This window comes from Magnetovibrio sp. (genome assembly GCF_036568125.1).
GTDB lineage: Bacteria > Pseudomonadota > Alphaproteobacteria > Rhodospirillales > Magnetovibrionaceae > Magnetovibrio.
In genome coordinates, this window is record NZ_DATCTF010000019.1 from 293148 (window position 1) to 308625 (window position 15478).

Annotated in this window: 19 protein-coding genes; 3 read left to right on the forward strand and 16 right to left on the reverse strand. The window is 58.3% G+C overall.

The genetic code is table 11. The features are described 5' to 3' along the window. Positions 1 to 159 precede the first annotated feature (159 nt). Positions 160 to 834: a TetR/AcrR family transcriptional regulator gene (locus tag VIN96_RS16585; protein ID WP_331897772.1), complete on the forward strand. Its 675-nt coding sequence runs from the start codon at positions 160 to 162 to the stop codon at positions 832 to 834. Here VIN96_RS16585 and paaI read toward each other — a convergent pair. Next, complete coding sequence (paaI, locus tag VIN96_RS16590; RefSeq protein ID WP_331897774.1) at positions 831 to 1304, reverse strand: hydroxyphenylacetyl-CoA thioesterase PaaI; 474 nt, start codon at positions 1302 to 1304, stop codon at positions 831 to 833. The two genes, VIN96_RS16585 and paaI, sit on opposite strands and share 4 nt — an antisense overlap. A 273-nt stretch (positions 1305 to 1577) precedes the next feature. Between paaI and phnN the strand changes: the two genes are divergently transcribed. Further along, on the forward strand, positions 1578 to 2174 hold the full coding sequence (phnN, locus tag VIN96_RS16595) for a phosphonate metabolism protein/1,5-bisphosphokinase (PRPP-forming) PhnN (RefSeq protein WP_331897776.1): 597 nt from the start codon (positions 1578 to 1580) through the stop codon (positions 2172 to 2174). Here the strand turns inward: phnN and VIN96_RS16600 are convergent. The 8 genes from VIN96_RS16600 to phnG are packed head-to-tail and all read right to left on the reverse strand — an operon-like array spanning position 2128 to position 8654. Next, a complete protein-coding gene (locus VIN96_RS16600; protein ID WP_331897778.1) occupies positions 2128 to 2859 on the reverse strand; it encodes a DUF1045 domain-containing protein in 732 nt (243 codons plus the stop codon). The genes phnN and VIN96_RS16600 overlap by 47 nt on opposite strands. A gap of 20 nt (positions 2860 to 2879) precedes the next feature. Then, positions 2880 to 4022 carry an alpha-D-ribose 1-methylphosphonate 5-triphosphate diphosphatase gene (locus VIN96_RS16605; protein ID WP_331897780.1) on the reverse strand — a complete coding sequence of 381 codons (1143 nt, stop codon included), beginning with the start codon at positions 4020 to 4022 and terminating at the stop codon, positions 2880 to 2882. Then, positions 4019 to 4726, reverse strand: a complete 708-nt coding sequence (gene phnL, locus VIN96_RS16610; RefSeq protein ID WP_331897782.1) for a phosphonate C-P lyase system protein PhnL — start codon at positions 4724 to 4726, stop codon at positions 4019 to 4021. Before phnL ends, VIN96_RS16605 begins: the two co-directional genes overlap by 4 nt. A 10-nt stretch (positions 4727 to 4736) precedes the next feature. Then, entirely contained in the window at positions 4737 to 5519 is a 783-nt protein-coding gene (gene phnK / locus VIN96_RS16615) for a phosphonate C-P lyase system protein PhnK (RefSeq protein ID WP_331897784.1), read from the reverse strand. A 14-nt stretch (positions 5520 to 5533) separates the two neighbouring features. Beyond that, the gene (locus VIN96_RS16620; protein WP_331897785.1) at positions 5534 to 6424 is read right to left on the reverse strand and encodes an alpha-D-ribose 1-methylphosphonate 5-phosphate C-P-lyase PhnJ; all 891 of its coding nucleotides are present in this window, start codon (positions 6422 to 6424) and stop codon (positions 5534 to 5536) included. A 2-nt stretch (positions 6425 to 6426) separates the two neighbouring features. Continuing rightward, a complete protein-coding gene (locus VIN96_RS16625) occupies positions 6427 to 7524 on the reverse strand; it encodes a carbon-phosphorus lyase complex subunit PhnI (RefSeq protein ID WP_331897786.1) in 1098 nt (365 codons plus the stop codon). A 3-nt stretch (positions 7525 to 7527) separates the two neighbouring features. Continuing rightward, positions 7528 to 8136: a phosphonate C-P lyase system protein PhnH gene (gene phnH / locus VIN96_RS16630; RefSeq protein ID WP_331897787.1), complete on the reverse strand. Its 609-nt coding sequence runs from the start codon at positions 8134 to 8136 to the stop codon at positions 7528 to 7530. A 14-nt stretch (positions 8137 to 8150) separates the two neighbouring features. Further along, the gene (gene phnG / locus VIN96_RS16635; RefSeq protein WP_331897789.1) at positions 8151 to 8654 is read right to left on the reverse strand and encodes a phosphonate C-P lyase system protein PhnG; all 504 of its coding nucleotides are present in this window, start codon (positions 8652 to 8654) and stop codon (positions 8151 to 8153) included. A 121-nt stretch (positions 8655 to 8775) separates the two neighbouring features. Here phnG and phnF point away from each other — a divergent pair, with 121 nt between their 5' ends. Further along, a complete protein-coding gene (phnF, locus tag VIN96_RS16640) occupies positions 8776 to 9528 on the forward strand; it encodes a phosphonate metabolism transcriptional regulator PhnF (protein ID WP_331897791.1) in 753 nt (250 codons plus the stop codon). Between the two features lie 6 nt (positions 9529 to 9534). Here the strand turns inward: phnF and VIN96_RS16645 are convergent, their stop codons facing one another. From VIN96_RS16645 to VIN96_RS16675, 7 genes are all read right to left on the reverse strand, one after another. After that, positions 9535 to 10695: an alpha-D-ribose 1-methylphosphonate 5-triphosphate diphosphatase gene (locus VIN96_RS16645; protein WP_331897793.1), complete on the reverse strand. Its 1161-nt coding sequence runs from the start codon at positions 10693 to 10695 to the stop codon at positions 9535 to 9537. Positions 10696 to 10811: 116 nt separating this feature from the next. Further along, the gene (gene phnE / locus VIN96_RS16650; RefSeq protein ID WP_331897795.1) at positions 10812 to 11621 is read right to left on the reverse strand and encodes a phosphonate ABC transporter, permease protein PhnE; all 810 of its coding nucleotides are present in this window, start codon (positions 11619 to 11621) and stop codon (positions 10812 to 10814) included. Positions 11622 to 11702: 81 nt separating this feature from the next. Further along, positions 11703 to 12710 (reverse strand): phosphonate ABC transporter substrate-binding protein, encoded by a 1008-nt coding sequence (phnD, locus tag VIN96_RS16655; RefSeq protein ID WP_331897797.1) that lies wholly within the window; start codon positions 12708 to 12710, stop codon positions 11703 to 11705. A 63-nt stretch (positions 12711 to 12773) separates the two neighbouring features. Then, a complete protein-coding gene (gene phnC, locus VIN96_RS16660) occupies positions 12774 to 13664 on the reverse strand; it encodes a phosphonate ABC transporter ATP-binding protein (RefSeq protein ID WP_331897799.1) in 891 nt (296 codons plus the stop codon). A gap of 102 nt (positions 13665 to 13766) precedes the next feature. Continuing rightward, positions 13767 to 14402, reverse strand: a complete 636-nt coding sequence (locus VIN96_RS16665) for a DapH/DapD/GlmU-related protein (protein ID WP_331897801.1) — start codon at positions 14400 to 14402, stop codon at positions 13767 to 13769. 18 nt (positions 14403 to 14420) lie between these two features. Continuing rightward, entirely contained in the window at positions 14421 to 15110 is a 690-nt protein-coding gene (phoB, locus tag VIN96_RS16670; protein ID WP_331897802.1) for a phosphate regulon transcriptional regulator PhoB, read from the reverse strand. 103 nt (positions 15111 to 15213) lie between these two features. After that, positions 15214 to 15478: substrate-binding domain-containing protein (locus tag VIN96_RS16675; RefSeq protein WP_331894217.1), on the reverse strand; the 265-nt coding region annotated here is incomplete at its 5' end.

The window sequence follows — 15478 nt, forward strand, 5'->3', positions numbered from 1 at the left end:
CAAAATTCGAATCAGGTCTGATTGCCAGGCAAGAATTATGACCCTATATCAACAAAGATCCACATTGAATAAATCGGTATGTTGCCACACCATTTTGCGGCACAATCATGTCCGGGCGCACGCTCAGTATGATCTGCACACATTAATAAATTCGGGCATATGTCAAAATCACCCCCACACACAGACATCGCCGCGCGGCCGCGCAAGCGCATGGATCGTGAGGCGCGCGAAGCCCACATCGTTGCCGAAGCCATCAGCTTTTTCGCCGAACAAGGCCTGGAAGGAAAAACCCGCGACCTTGCCGCACGCATCGGCATCACGCAGCCGTTGCTATATCGGTATTTTCCCAGCAAGGACAACCTGATCGAACGCGTCTATCAGGAAGTCTATGTCAGCCGCTGGAACCCCGATTGGGAAACGCTGATCGCGGACCGTAACAAGCCTTTGGTCGAACGGATGATCGCATTCTATCGTCAATACGCGGATGCCATTTACGATTACAACTGGGTGCGCATTTTCGTCTTTTCCGGCCTCAAAGGCACGAACATCAACGACCGCTATCTCGCCCATGTGCGTTCAAAGCTGATTGAACCGCTCTGTTCCGAAATGCGCCATGAATTTGCACTGCCGACTACCGATGAGGTACCGACCTGCGCAGAAGAATGTGAGCTGGTTTGGTCGTTGCACGGCATGTTCTTTTACCGCGCCATTCGTCACTTCGTATACAACCAGCCGATGATCGACAATGTCGACGAGGTCATCGCCAACGATGTACGGACCTTTCTCAAAGGCGCGCCCGAGGCCATGAAGTCCATCATCGCCAAAAAACTCTAAAGCGCTTTATCCGCCAGACCGAAACGCGCGTTCAGTCCCGGCACGCTCTCTCCTTTGACCTTGCACGATTGGCCGCGAAACAGCGCAACGATCTCATTGTCTTGATTGGCGATCTCAACATCGTAAATGCCGCTGCGTCCACTGAGGCTGACGACCTTGGCGCGCGCCGTCAGCACGTCCCCCAAATGCGCCGGTTTGGTGTAAGAGATCGAGCCCGACTGCACCACCGCAGCACGATTGTCGCTGTTGATCACGTACGCGAACACGCTGCCCGCCAGGGAATACAAAAAACCGCCGTGGCACGTGCCGTGAAAATTGAGCATGTCTTCGCGCACCGTCATGCGCGCGGTGGCGCAACCGTCCGTGCTTTCGACGATCTCGACGCCTAAGGTGTGCGAAGCCGTGTCGCGCGGGTATATCCCCTCAGCCACCGCCTTTGCGAGTTTGTCTTTATCGATATCGTCGCTCACTCGTCGCTCCATCTTATTAGCCCCCAAACGGGCACATTGTCGGCTTAACAAAACCGTTACACGTTAGTCATGTATTTGTTGCACGCACGCTATATGCACTGCCCATCACATTCCACGCGCGCTGACGGCGATCGCCTTACCTGGTGCGTTTTCGCAATCGACTTCTCGACGAACCGTCGATGAATTATGTACAATCAAGAATGCTTTGCACCTTTTTTCACCTCACCGACAACCCGCAGCCCGTGCCGCGCATGATAAAAAGGGGCCCTCGCCATGCCCACTGACGAGCCCAGCTTCGCCCCCGCATCCGCCCCGCAACGCGGCACCTTGTTTTTGGTCGTCGGTCCCAGCGGCGCTGGTAAGGACAGCCTGATCGAGGGCGCTAAGAATACGCTGGTGGGCAATGAACACTACGTCTTTCCGCGTCGATATATCACCCGCCCCGCCGACGCAGGTGGCGAAGATCACATTCCGGTGTCCGCGGATCTGTTCACGACCATGATGGAACGCGGTGATATGTTGTTGGAATGGCGTGCGCACAATCTGCGCTACGGTGTGCCCAAGGCTGTTGCTCAACACCTTGAACGCGGCCGTCATGTGATCGTCAACGTCTCGCGCACCGTCGTGGACGAAGCCCGTGGACGACTGGGCCCTGTCAAGGTCCTCTACATCACCGTCGATGAAGAAACGCTTGCCAAACGCCTTAAGGCGCGCGGGCGCGAAAGTTCGTCGGACATCAAACGCCGCGTTCAACGCGCCAAGGAATATCTGATCACGGGCGACGATGTGATCATGATCGACAACGGCGCAGAGCTCGAGACGTCTATTGGCTCTTTTGTGGCGGCCATTGGTGCTGCGACAGAGCATTGAGCGGATAGCATTTGACCACGACAAACGGTTCTTGCGGACCGCTTTGCTGAAAAAGTGTCAACACATCTATGGTCACCGGCTTGCCTATGACTTCCTGACCGAGTGTTTGAAGCTCCGCCATCACGGCTTTACGCTCGCCTGCTTCCAGACGCCCGCTTAGCGTCATGTGAAAGCGGAACTCGTCCATCACATAGGGATAACCCCACGCATCCAGCATCTCGCGTTGCCTATCTGTAAGAACGGTCTTACGCCGTTTTTCCAGTTCCGCACTTGATGGAGGTTTGCGAAAATGATCGAAGGCGCGCACGCAATCGGCAGCTAGTACTTGCAGGTCTTCATTTGGGCCGGTCGGTCGCAAGGCGATGAAATCGTCCAACTCCGCCAACTCAAGGGACGGCAGCAAAACCGGTTCATAGGATGCGGCGAACGCTTCCAACGCCTCGTCGAGCATTTTACGATCATGCCCCTGGGAGAGATGAAACGGCGGCTTCAAGGTCGCGTGAAAACCGTATTTCGCGGCATCGGCCGTTATCTCTTGCAGGCGTTGCGGCGAAACGGATTTGACCGGCAAGCGTTCGATGTCATCGCCTGTTGCGCTGTCGCGTCCCAACCAACGGGAACCGAACAGCCACAGATCGCTTTCCGGTTCCGGTGAGAAATAGATGGCATAGCGCGTGCTCGACATCGTCTCGTCTCCTTTGACAATCAGTAGACCCGCGCGCCCGCGCCCCACACTTCTCTCACCACCGGCATGTCTTCGCTCAGCCGCACCCGCACCAGATCCGCGCGCTTGCCCGGTTTTATTTCACCCCGATCCGTCATGCCCGCGGCATCGGCGGGGTTGATGGTCGCGGCTGCCACGGCCTTGGGCAGAGAGATGCCTTGAATGTTTTGATGCATGGTGAACACGCCTTGCAGGATCGAGCCCGGGAAATAGTCCGACGACAAAATGTCCATCGCGCCCTGGGCCGCCAGCTCGCGCGCCGAAATGTTACCCGAGTGCGACTGCCCGCGCACCATATTGGGCGCCCCCATCAGCACGTGCAGTCCCTTGTCGCGCGCCGCCTTGGCAGCTTCTTCGGTGGTGGGAAATTCCGAAATGCTGACCCCGTCGCTGGACGCTTCGTCCACGTGCGCCACGGTGGCGTCGTCATGGCTGGCCATCGGCAAGCCGTGGGCGCGGCACATATCGACAATGGTCGTGCGGTGCTTGGCACTGTAGATTTCCGACGTCTTCATATGGCTTTCGATGAAAGCATCCATCTTCGCATCCGAGAAATGATACTTGCCTTGATAATATTCCCGGTACTTGTCGATGTTGGTGAATTGGCGCTGCCCCGGGGCATGATCCATCAACGACACCAGCCGCACCAGCGGGTTTTCGGCGAACGGGGTGAACAGGTCGACCACCGTTTCAAAGCTCATCTCGCAGCGCATGTGCAGGTAATGGTCGGCGCGCAGCAGACCTTGTTTTTTCGCCTTGGCGACCGTTTCCGCCATGTCTTTCAATTGCGTCACCCGTGATGAGCTCTGCATCACGTCGCCCACCGCAAGCGCGTCGAACACCGTGGTGATGCCCGCACCGACCACTTGAACGTCGTGGGCGACGGCGGCGGGGATCGACGGCCAGCGCACGCCGGGACGCGGGGTGAAGCTTTTTTCCATGTTGTCGGTGTGCAGTTCGATCAGACCGGGGATCAGATAATCGCCATCCAGATCCTGAGCGCCGGGCAACGACGTGTTGCCGCGGTCCACGGAGACGATGCGCCCGTGTTCGACTTCGACGGTGCCGAGCACCACTTCGTCACGGGTCACGATTCGGGCGTTGGTGAGGATCAAGGGGCTCATGCCGCTTCCTTTGCAGGTTTGATGTCAAACAATCGGGTGCCGACGGCGTTGCGCACGTCTTCGTCGTGAAAGATGCCGACGATCGCCGTGCCGCGCTGTACCGCTTCGCCGATCATGTCGGTGACGGTTTGGCGATTTTTGGCGTCCAGCGATGCGGTCGGTTCGTCCAACAGCAACACCGGAAAATCAGCGCTAAAACCGCGCGCGATGTTGACGCGTTGTTGCTCGCCACCCGAGAACGTCGCCGGGGCGAGACCCCACAAGCTTTCCGGCACCCGCAGGCGGCTTAGCAGTTCACCTGCACGGGTGCGGGCCTGGCTTTCGTCTTCACCCAGAACCAACAAAGGCTCTGCGACGATATCCAACGCGCTGACGCGGGGGATGGCGCGCAGAAACTGCGACACATAGCCCATGGTGCTTTTTCGCACGGCGAGAATTTTCTGCGGTTCGGCACGGCTCATGTCGACCCAGGTTCCATTGTGGTTGACCCGAATCGACCCTTGATCGACCAAGTAGTTGCCATAAAGCGCCCGCATCAGGGTCGATTTACCCGCGCCGGACGGTCCGTGCAGGACCACGCATTCACCTTTGTACACGGTCAGATCCAGGCCGTGAAAAACAGGGATCTTCTGGCCGCCCTGATTGTGCAGCACAAAGGTCTTGCCGAGCTGCTCGGCCATGATCATAGGCGTATCTGAATTCATCACACCCTCCTTACGGCTGCAAAATGGAAGAGACGAGAAGCTGGGTATAGGCATGCTGGGGATCGTCCAGCACCTGATCGGTCAGGCCCTGTTCGACCACATGGCCGTTCTTCATCACCATCAAGCGATGCGCCAACAGCCGTGCCACGGCGAGATCGTGGGTGACGATGATGGCGCTGAGCCCCAGGCGCGTTACCAGGCCGCGCAGCAAATCCAACAGCCGTGCCTGCACGGATACATCCAACCCGCCGGTCGGTTCGTCCATGAACATCAAGCGTGGGTTGGTGACCAAGTTGCGCGCGATCTGCAAGCGCTGTTGCATGCCACCGGAAAACGTCGTCGGTTGATCGTCGATGCGGCCGGTGTCGATTTCGACCTTTTCCAGCCACTCCGACGCGATCGAGCGGATTTCGCCGTAGTTGCGTGCGCCGATCGCCATCAGCCGTTCGCCGACATTGGCGCCGGCGCTGACGCCCAGACGCAAACCATCACGCGGATTTTGACGCACCAACCCCCAGTCGGTGCGCATCAACAAGCGGCGTTCCGATTCCGACATGTCGAAAATGTTGCGCGGTCCTTCGACACGGGTGTCGTAGACGACCTTGCCGCGGCTGGGTTCGAACTGCGCCGACAGGCAATTCAACAAGGTGGTTTTGCCCGATCCGGACTCGCCGACGATGCCCAGAACTTCGCCCGGCCACAAATCGAACGACACATCCGTGCAACCGATTTTTCCGCCGTAATCCTTACCCAAACTTTGCACGCTGAGCAGTGGTGTTGTTTCGATATCCATTTTCTCTCTCCGGCCTATTCGGCCGCCTGCGGTGTGCCCATGGGGCCGATGTGGCCCTCGGCGCGCCGGTCTTCGCAATAATCGGTGTCGGAACACACGAACATCCGTCCGCCTTCGTCATCCATGACGACCTCGTCCAAGTAACTGTCTTTGGCGCCGCACAGCGCGCAGCAGTCGTCCCATTTCTGGATCTCGAACGGGTGATCGTCGAAATCGAGGCTTTTGACCTTGGTATAGGGCGGAATGGCATAGATACGCTTTTCCCGGCCCGCACCGAACAACTGCAGGGCGGGCATGTTGTCCATCTTGGGATTGTCGAATTTCGGGATCGGCGAGGGCCGCATCAGATAGCGGTCATTGACCACCACCGGGTAATCGTACGACGTGGCGATGCGTCCGAACCGCGCGATGTCTTCGTAAAGCTTCACATGCATGACGCCGTATTCTTCAAGCGCGTGCATCTTGCGCGTTTCGGTTTCACGCGGCTCCAGCCAGCGCAAAGCTTCCGGAATCGGCACCTGATAAACCAGGATTTGACCTTCTGCCAGCGCACGTTCCGGAATGCGGTGACGGGTTTGGATGATGGTCGCGTCTTCGGTGCGCTCGGTCGTCGACACCCCGGTGGTGCGGGCGAAGAAACGGCGGATCGAAACGGCGTTGGTGGTGTCGTCGGCGCCCTGGTCGATCACCTTCAAGGTATCGTCCGCGCCGATCACGCCCGCCGTCACCTGAATGCCGCCGGTGCCCCAGCCATAAGGCAACGGCATCTCGCGCGAGCCGAACGGAACTTGATAGCCCGGTATCGCGACGGCTTTGAGAATCGCACGCCGGATCATGCGCTTGGTCTGTTCGTCCAAGTAGGCGAAGTTGTAGCCTTCGAGGGTTTGCGGTTGCGGTTGGCTCATGGTCATTCCCCCGCCTTCTTGAATTGCATCTGTTGCTGTTCGGCGCGCAGGTTGCGCACCATTTCCAATTCGCCCTGGAAATCGACGTAGTGCGGCAACTTCAAGTGCTGCACGAAGCCCGAAGCCTCGACGTTGTCGGAGTGATACAGGACGAACTCTTCATCCTGCGCCGGGTTGTCGACTTCTTCGCCAAGCTCCGCGCTGCGCAGGGAACGATCGACCAAGGCCATCGCCATGGCCTTGCGTTCCGAATGCCCGAACGCAAGACCATAGCCGCGGGTAAATTGCGGCGGCTCAACCGAGGATCCCTTGAACTGATTGACCTGCTCACACTCGGTCACGGTCATTTCGCCGATCACCACCGGAAAACCCAAGTCCTCGGGTACGATTTCCACCTCGACCTCGCCCATGCGAATTTCGCCGGCAAAGGGGTGGTTGTTGCCGTAACCGCGCTGGCTGGAGTAACCGAGCGCCAGCAAGAAGCCCTCGTCGCCGCGCGCCAGATTTTGCAACCGCACCGCACGGCCCGCGGGAAAGTCCAAAGGCTCGCGGGTCAGGTCCGGTACCGGTGCGTCATCTGCGTCGGGATGTTCCTGTTGGATCAAACCTTCGTGATTAAGAATCGACGTTACCCGCGGCAACGCCGTGCCGGGCTCGTAACTCATATCTTCAGGCGCGGCGGTTTCGTTGCCGTCGTCCATCAACGAAAAATCCAATAAGCGGTGGGTGTAATCGAACGTCGGACCAAGCACCTGACCGCCGGGCAAATCCTTAAACGTTGCAGAAATGCGGCGGCGCACGTTCATCGCGCCAGTGTCGATGGGTTCCGATGTCGCGAACCGCGGCAACGTGGTGCGGAAAGCGCGCAGCAGAAAAATCGCTTCGACCAGATCGCCTCGCGCCTGCTTGATGGCCAACGCCGCCAAGTCGCGATCGTAGAGCGAACCTTCGGTCATCACGCGATCAACTGCCAAGGTCATCTGCGCTTTGATCTGGGCGATGCTCAGTTCCGGAACGCCGGTGTCGCCGCGACGTTCTTCGGCAAGCAACGCGTGGGCGTTCTCGATGGCTTTTTCGCCCCCTTTAACGGCTACGTACATCCTTCAGCCCTCCACTTTTGTGGTGCGCGGCAGGCACACGACCTCTGCGCCCGCCGTTAAAATCAAATCGATGCCACGCGGGAACATGCGGTTGTTGGCGCGCACGGCCTGCCAGAATTCATCGGTGACGCCGCTAACGCTCAAAGCGCGCGTGCCTTTGATGCCGGGACCGCTGAGTGTCATTCCGTCTGCGTTGGACAGGCCATCGACCTGAACGATCAAGGTGGTCGACAAGTCGGGGCGTTCATCCGTTCCGGGGTTGAAGCGATTGAATCCTTTGACCGCGCCGACATCAGAGAACAATGCGGTGCGCGCCGTGCTGGGATCTTGGGTCACGGGGCAACCGCAATGAAAGCGCAGGTAGTTCATTGCTTCACCACTGGACGCGATGTCCGCATCGGCCCAAATGGGTGTCTCGAAATCCACGAGGCTCAGACAGATCGCCGCCGTCGCGGTGTTAAGGGGGTGGGGCGCGGCCTCAACATCATCGATCGTAATGATCTTACCCGGATGCGACATCGCATCGAGCAGGGCGCGAAACACCCGCTGGCTGCCATGAACGGGATCGTCGAATCCGGCCATCGGGGCGACGGGAACAGCTTGCATGGTCATGATCTCAATCTCCGTCAATCGTCGCCACGAACCATGGTGAAGAAATCCACCTTGGTCGTCGCCACCTTGCGCGCGTCTTGCGCACGTTTGTCGCGCAGGTCATTCTCCGCGGGCTCGATCAATTCACGTTTCAACAGCGCGCGGCGCTCGGGGTCTTGCAGCAAGGCATCGAACAACGCCGCCAATTCGGCATGACGGTGATCGCGGCCCGCCACATAGGACTGCCCCATGCGTCCGTCAGTGGTGCGTACGACGCACCGGGTGACGGTCATTTCGCCTAGATTGAAACGCGCACCTTCGCCGCCAGCGCGGCCGCGCACCATCACCATGCCGGTTTCCGGTGCACGCAACACGCCGTATTCGGGGCGATCGGCGAGCTCTTGCCAAAACGATTCAAGCGTCGCTTTGGGCGTACGCGCCAAAACACCCATCCAAGCCTGACGGTCCTTGTGTTGATCGAAGAACCCTGCACCGGATGATTGATCACCGGATTGATTACGGGACTTGACGGACGACATGCACATCTCCTAAATTTGTCTAGACATCTATATGTCTTTGTGTCTATTTACGCGTCTTCGCAGAGCGCGTCAAAGAGGCTTTGTTGAATTTTTTGTAACGATATTCATATGAGTTAAAAACATGATCGCACATGCCTCCCCCCCCGAACCCGCACACATCGAACGCGGCCATGGCGTCGCTTTGTGGCGGCAAATTCGCGAAGCCCTGAAATCGGAAATTCTCGCCGGCGACATTCGTCCCGGCGACATGCTGCCCACCGAACAAGCCCTGTCGGCGCGCTTTTCCGTGAACCGCCACACGGTGCGCCGCGCCATCGCCTCGTTGACCGAGGATGGACTGGTCGCCGCCCGTCAAGGCCACGGCACCTACGTGCCCGAAGCGATCCTCGACTACGCGGTGAAAAAGCGCACCCGCTTCAGCGAAGCCGTCAGCGCACAGAGCCGCGTGCCCAACGCCGACGTGATCGCCATGGACGTGTTCGCCAGCACCGCGAAGATCGCCAAGGCGCTGGGAATACGGCGTGGCGTCAAAGTCATGCGCATTCGCACCCTGGGCGGTGCGGATGGTCGACCGTTGAGCCTTGCCGATCATCACTTCGTCGCCAGCCGTTTTCCTGGGCTGGATAAAGCGGTGGCTGAGACCGGATCGATTTCCGCCGCCCTGCGCATGTTCGGCGTCACCGACTACGTGCGCAAAACCACCCAAGTCACCGCGCGACTGCCCAACCGCGAAGACGCCGAGTTGCTGGCCCAACCCGCCAGCCGCCCGGTATTGATGGCCGAAAGCGTCAACGTCTTGGCCGACGGCACCCCGCTTGAATACGGGCGCACCCAATTTTGCGGCGACCGGGTGCAGATGTTGTTCGAAACCTGAAACCACTTAGGCGCACATACGGTATCCGGCATCGATCAGATGTACCGGCTTGCCCGCCACAAAAGTCGCCACCACGCGCGGGCAACCAGGCACCGAATCGTCCACCACCACCACATCGGCGCGCTGGCCTTCCTTGATGCATCCGCGATCTTTCAAGCCCGCAGCCGCAGCCGGGTTTTTAGACACCATGCCCCACGCGGTGGTGAAATCGGTAACACCGTCCGCCGCCAATTTGAACGGCGCCTGCAACAGAGACGGATAGTAATAATCCGACGTCAAAATCGAACACAGTCCGTCACGCGCCGCCGCAGTGGCGCACAAGCGCTCGCAGTGACTGCCGCCACGTAAGACGTTTGGCGCCCCCATAACCACCGGGTCGTCGTTGTCCATGGCAAAGCGTGCCGTTTCGGCATTGACCGGAAATTCGCAAATGCGTGCGCCGAGTTTTTTGAAACTGGTGCGCACGGCGGGTGACTCGTCATCGTGCGAGGCGCAGGGGATTTCCAACTTGTCCGCCAACACCGCCAACCATTGTGCTTTGGCGGGAATATCTGTTTTGCGCGTTTCGACTTCATCGACCAGATTGATGAACTCTTCCGGCGACAAACCAGCACGATCGGCGTATGCGCCAAGCTTTTGCGGATTGGCCAGCGCCCGTCGGATCAGATCCATATGATCGTTGAACGCCAACAAATCGACACGGCCGGTGTTCATCCATTCCGCAACGTCGGCGGCGCCTTTGGTGTTGAAGGTTTCCCAACGCAAGTGCACCCGCGTGTCGCACAGCAGGCGGCTGCGCAACCTGTCAAGCGCATCGAGCAGGCGCACCACCGTCTCGCGCCCCCGCAATCCCGGTTCCCACGAATAGGTGATGCCATGGTACGCGGTGGCGATGCCGTTGGATGCCATTTGGCGATCGGTGTCTTGCAACGCGAGATCGAGCGGAAAGCTCACCCCTGGGCGCGGCATGATCTGGCGTTCGAACGCATCGCCGTGTAGATCAATGATCGCCGGCAGAACCAAGTGCCCACGCACATCCCAGGTTCCTTTTTGGCGCTTGTTGTGGGTATCGAACGCACCGATCAGTCCGCCTTCGAAGTTCACGGCGGTGTGGTGCACCTTTCCATCGTCCAGCAGCACCCGGCCACCGGCTAGCGAGAGCATCATCTCTCCAAATCCTTTTTCGTTTGTCATAGCTCAAACCTACCTCCCCGTGATGATTGACATGTGACGGGTCGGTTACAGTTTATTGACGCAGACAAACAAGCCGTCTGAAGAGACGCTTACATGACCATCTTGCGCAGACGTTGCGACACCATATCGAGGAACGTCACGCACAGTACGATGATGATCATCACCGCGGCGGTTTCGGCATAATAAAATCCACGGATAAATTCCCACAGCAACGCACCGATGCCGCCTGCGCCGACGATGCCGAGAACGGTTGCCGAGCGGACATTGGATTCGAACCGATACAGTGAGTACGAAATCCACAACGGCAGCACCTGCGGGATTACCCCGTAGATGACTTCTTGCAAGGTGTTCGCGCCGGTGGCGCGCACGCCCTCGACCGGATGGGGGTCGATGGATTCGACGGCTTCGGAAAATAATTTGGCGAGAATGCCGGTGGTGTGAATCCACAGCGCCAATACGCCCGCAAACGGGCCCAAGCCCACCGCCACGACGAACAGCATCGCGAACACCATTTCATTGATAGCGCGCGCGGCGTCCATCAGACGGCGCACCGGCTGGGCGATCCACAACGGGGCGATGTTGGCCGACGACAAAATGCCGAACGGAATTGCCGTCACCACAGACAACGCCGTGCCCCAAATGGCGATTTGCACGGTGATCCACATTTCGGTGACATACATGTGCCATTCGGTGAAATTGGGCGGATAAAACCCCGCTGCGAACTGCCCCATATTGGCGCCGTCTTCGATCAGCGCCATCGGCCGCATATCCGCGCCTTCCCACGAGTACGCCAACAAGGCGAACAACACGCCCCACAGCAACATGCTGCTCATGGACCGTTTCAAGTCGCGCTGCGGCAGTTCGTTGATGTTTCCGGGCGTTGCGGCATTGGCGGTCATCGCAGGGTCTCCAAGATCAATCGAATACAAAAAAATGAAGAAGGACGCCGAGGCCGAGCCCCGGCGTCCATTCCAAATGCGTTACTGGTGTTTGACCAGAACGTCGAGTTCGGCGAGCTGACTGTCGATCGCGGCAACCTTGTCGGCCTTTTCGGCAGCGGACATCGCATCGCTGCTTTCGATTTTCAGCTTGTTCTTGAACAGCGCCAGCTGACGAATCGGATACAGCTGGGTGTTGTTGCTTTCCATGAAGTAGCCTTGGCCGTCGCTGATGCCGCGCAGAACTTTCGTCGCGTGCTCGGTGTCGCCCATGCGGCCATAGCCGAGGAAGAAGGCTTTGATCTTGGACTTCAATTCCTTGGACATGTCTTTGCGGTAAACCATCGGATCGGACGGGATCAGCGGAGACGTCCAGATGACTTTGATCTTAGCAGCAGCGGCCGGATCTTTGAGCTTGGTGCGGCCGATCTGTTCGGAGTTGTTCGCCGCGACGTCGACCTGGTTGTTGGCGGTGGCCATCAAGTTGGTTTCGTGGTTGGCGTTGCGCACGGTCTTGAAGCACTTTTTCGGATCGACGTTGTTTTGTGCGAACACGTAGTACGACGGAACCAAGAAGCCCGAGGTGGAGTTCGGATCGCCGATACCGAAGTTCAAGGACTTGTCGCACTTGAAGATATCTTCGAGCTTGTTGATGTTGGTGTTCTTCACGTTGGTGATGACGTGGCTGTAGTAGCCCTGCGAACCATCGGCCTTGGAGGTCTGGACGAACACTTCGCCGCCGGAACGGTCAACCGCTTCCATGCCCGACTTGTTGCCGAACCAAGCAACGTGCACTTTGCCAAAACGCATGGCTTCGATCACGCCCGCGTAATCGGGTGCAAAGAACGCTTTCACCGGCATGCCGATGGATTTTTCCATGTCGGCCAGCAGCGGTAGCCACTGATCTTTGAGGTTGGACGTGGATTCCGTGGCGATGATGCCGAAGTTGATGACTTCGGGATCTTTTTCCAGCGGTTTGTAATCAGCTTTGGCGGCGCCAGCCACCATCATAGCTGCGGCCGAAACGGCCAACAGGGTTTTCTTCATCATCGATATAGCTCCTAGGTGTGTTGAAAAAAGATCGGGTTCAGCCCGGTCCTTGAAGGGCGGCCGTCAGGCCGTTCCCATGACGGGTTCGGCGTTGCGGCCGAAACCCGGTGTCGGTGTGATAACCGCTTCCGGCGCCACCACGATAGGTGGCTCATCCGTAACTTCCAGCGGTCCCGGAATGTGCATGTTGAGCGAGTTGGATCCGTACAGATTGCGCAAGAATTCAATCGACAGATCCCGCGACGGGCCGTCGTAATGTTTCTTGCCGTCTTTCAGGGCCAAGGTGCGCGGGCAGTATTTGAGCGCATAATCGACTTGGTGCAGCGACACGATCACCGTCTTGCCGTCTTCTTTGTGAATGCGCGCCAGAGATTCCATAACCTTGCGCGACGATTCTGGATCGAGCGAGGCAATCGGTTCGTCGGCGAGGATGATTTCGGAGTTTTGCAACAGCGCGCGGGCGATGGCGACGCGTTGCTGCTGACCGCCCGACAAGGTCGAGGCGCGCTGGGTTGCGTATTTGGCCATGCCGACACGGTCCAGCGCGTTCATCGCTTCGAGCTTTTCCGCTTTGGTGAACGCCCCCAAAGAGCCGCGCCAGCTGGGAATGGAACCGAGCTTGCCCAACAACACATTGGTCAAAACCGTCATGCGACTGACCAGATTGAACTGTTGGAAAATGACACTGATATGTTGGCGTTGTGCGCGCACGTCGCGGGCGATGCGGCCCTTGTTCTGGATGGTCGAACCGAACACTTCGATCGCGCCGTTGTCGTTGCTTTTGTCCCCCGCCATCAGCCCGGCGATGTGGCGGATCAACGTCGATTTGCCCGAACCCGATGCGCCGATCAGGGCAACCATTTCACCGCCGTGGGCCGTGAAGTTGATCGCATCGAGGGCCTTGGTGCCCTTGAATGATTTGCTCAGGTTGGTGACATGTATGCTGGGGGTCATAGCAGGTGTCCTCTTTGAATGTGAGAGGACCCTACTCATCGCCGGTTGCGGGGATTTGTCATCTGCGTAACAATTTTGTGAATTGTTACGATACCGAACAAATCATGAGTTTGTATATTTGGCGACGAAATCGGCCGCACCGAGGGTGCGAAAATCACCCATGCGATCACGCAACATGTCTTGCGACCAATCCCACCAACGCATCTTTTGCAGTCCTGCAATGGTGTCTTCATCAAAGCGTTTGCGCACCGGCTTGGCGGGCACCCCGACGACCACGGTGAACGGTTCGACATCGCGCGTCACCACCGCACCCGAACCGATGGCCGCGCCGTCGCCGATGCTCACCCCCGGCATCACGGTGACACCGTGTCCGATCCACACGTCGTTGCCGATGGTGACTTTCGATTGGCGCCGCCAGTCGAAAAAATCGGGATCGTCCTCGCCCAAATCGAACAATGCGCTGCGATAGGTAAAGTGATGCAGCGCCGCGCGATCCAGGGGGTGATTGCCGGGGTTGATGCGCACATGCGAGGCGATGGAACAGAACTTTCCGATCTCCGTATAGATGACTTCGCCATCGCCGCAGATATAGGAGTAGTCGCCCATCACCGTTTCCGTAAGCTTGGTACGCTCCTGCACCTCGCACCAAGCCCCCAGCGACGAGTCCTTGATGCACGCGCTGGGATGAACGCAAGGCTGCTCGCCCAGCGCACGGCTGAATTCAATGTCCGTATTCATGATATAAAACCTGAACGATTAAAGCGTATCGTGGTCGAGCGAATAGCCCGCGCCGCGCACCGTGCGAATGGGATCGAAACCACCCGCATCCAACAACGCTTTGCGCAAGCGGCGAATGTGCACGTCGACGGTGCGGCTCTCCACATGCACGCCGTTCGACCACACCCGGTCGAGCAGAATTTCACGCGAATACACCCGTCCCGGACATTCCATCAAAAACTTGAGCAAGCGGTATTCGGTCGGCCCCAACTTCACAGTCGCGCCGCGCGCGGTGACTTTATGCTGCTCGGTGTTCAGGCTGATATCACCAAACGCCAACGTAATGTCGGCGCTGTTGGGTTGGGTGCGGCGCAAAAGTGCGCGCACGCGCGCCACCAGTTCGCGCGGTGAAAACGGTTTGACCATGTAATCGTCGGCACCCGCGTCGAGACCTTGAATGCGGTCGGCTTCATCGCCGCGAGCGGTAAGCATCAAAATCGGCAAATTGTGAATGTCGGGCATTTCGCGAATGGTGCGACACACCTCGATCCCCGATTTTCCCGGCATCATCCAATCGAGAACCATCACGTCTGGACGCTGCGTTTGCGCTTGCGTCAACGCCTCATCGCCGTCCATGGCGGTGAGCGTGTCAAACCCGGCCTTGCCCAAGTTATACGTTAGAACTTCGACCAACGGCGGCTCATCTTCTGCAACCAAAACCACGGGCATGGATCGATCCTTCGACGTTGAGAGTAAGTAATCAACAAATTCCGGCGACGATCTGAAATACGTGCGATCGCCGCCGGTTATTTTGTTCTGTCTTAGTCGGCGATTACATTGACAGGTTTGCGAGCGCCTTGGCATCGTCCGCGAACTTGGCGCGTTCGGCCTTCGGCATCGGGATCAAACCCTTGTCGGCCAGGTAGCCTTCTTCGCCCCATGCTTTGTCGGAGGTGAACTCGGCAACGTATTCTTGGATGCCGGGAACTTTGCCGACGTGGGCGTTCTTGACGTAGAAGAACAGCGCGCGCGAAACCGGATAGTCGCCCGAAGCGATGTTTTCGAACGTCACGTCCTTGCCGTTGATCGAAGAACCC

What these genes read in the sequence shown, in the direction of transcription:
- VIN96_RS16585 (WP_331897772.1), top strand. Translation starts at nt 160, where the DNA reads ATGTCAAAATCACCCCCACACACAGACATCGCCGCGCGGCCGCGCAAG.
- phnN (WP_331897776.1), top strand. Translation starts at nt 1,578, where the DNA reads ATGCCCACTGACGAGCCCAGCTTCGCCCCCGCATCCGCCCCGCAACGC.
- VIN96_RS16600 (WP_331897778.1), bottom strand. Translation starts at nt 2,859, where the DNA reads ATGTCGAGCACGCGCTATGCCATCTATTTCTCACCGGAACCGGAAAGC.
- VIN96_RS16605 (WP_331897780.1), bottom strand. Translation starts at nt 4,022, where the DNA reads ATGAGCCCCTTGATCCTCACCAACGCCCGAATCGTGACCCGTGACGAA.
- phnL (WP_331897782.1), bottom strand. Translation starts at nt 4,726, where the DNA reads ATGAATTCAGATACGCCTATGATCATGGCCGAGCAGCTCGGCAAGACC.
- phnK (WP_331897784.1), bottom strand. Translation starts at nt 5,519, where the DNA reads ATGGATATCGAAACAACACCACTGCTCAGCGTGCAAAGTTTGGGTAAG.
- VIN96_RS16620 (WP_331897785.1), bottom strand. Translation starts at nt 6,424, where the DNA reads ATGAGCCAACCGCAACCGCAAACCCTCGAAGGCTACAACTTCGCCTAC.
- VIN96_RS16625 (WP_331897786.1), bottom strand. Translation starts at nt 7,524, where the DNA reads ATGTACGTAGCCGTTAAAGGGGGCGAAAAAGCCATCGAGAACGCCCAC.
- phnH (WP_331897787.1), bottom strand. Translation starts at nt 8,136, where the DNA reads ATGACCATGCAAGCTGTTCCCGTCGCCCCGATGGCCGGATTCGACGAT.
- phnG (WP_331897789.1), bottom strand. Translation starts at nt 8,654, where the DNA reads ATGTCGTCCGTCAAGTCCCGTAATCAATCCGGTGATCAATCATCCGGT.
- phnF (WP_331897791.1), top strand. Translation starts at nt 8,776, where the DNA reads ATGATCGCACATGCCTCCCCCCCCGAACCCGCACACATCGAACGCGGC.
- VIN96_RS16645 (WP_331897793.1), bottom strand. Translation starts at nt 10,695, where the DNA reads ATGATGCTCTCGCTAGCCGGTGGCCGGGTGCTGCTGGACGATGGAAAG.
- phnE (WP_331897795.1), bottom strand. Translation starts at nt 11,621, where the DNA reads ATGACCGCCAATGCCGCAACGCCCGGAAACATCAACGAACTGCCGCAG.
- phnD (WP_331897797.1), bottom strand. Translation starts at nt 12,710, where the DNA reads ATGATGAAGAAAACCCTGTTGGCCGTTTCGGCCGCAGCTATGATGGTG.
- phnC (WP_331897799.1), bottom strand. Translation starts at nt 13,664, where the DNA reads ATGACCCCCAGCATACATGTCACCAACCTGAGCAAATCATTCAAGGGC.
- VIN96_RS16665 (WP_331897801.1), bottom strand. Translation starts at nt 14,402, where the DNA reads ATGAATACGGACATTGAATTCAGCCGTGCGCTGGGCGAGCAGCCTTGC.
- phoB (WP_331897802.1), bottom strand. Translation starts at nt 15,110, where the DNA reads ATGCCCGTGGTTTTGGTTGCAGAAGATGAGCCGCCGTTGGTCGAAGTT.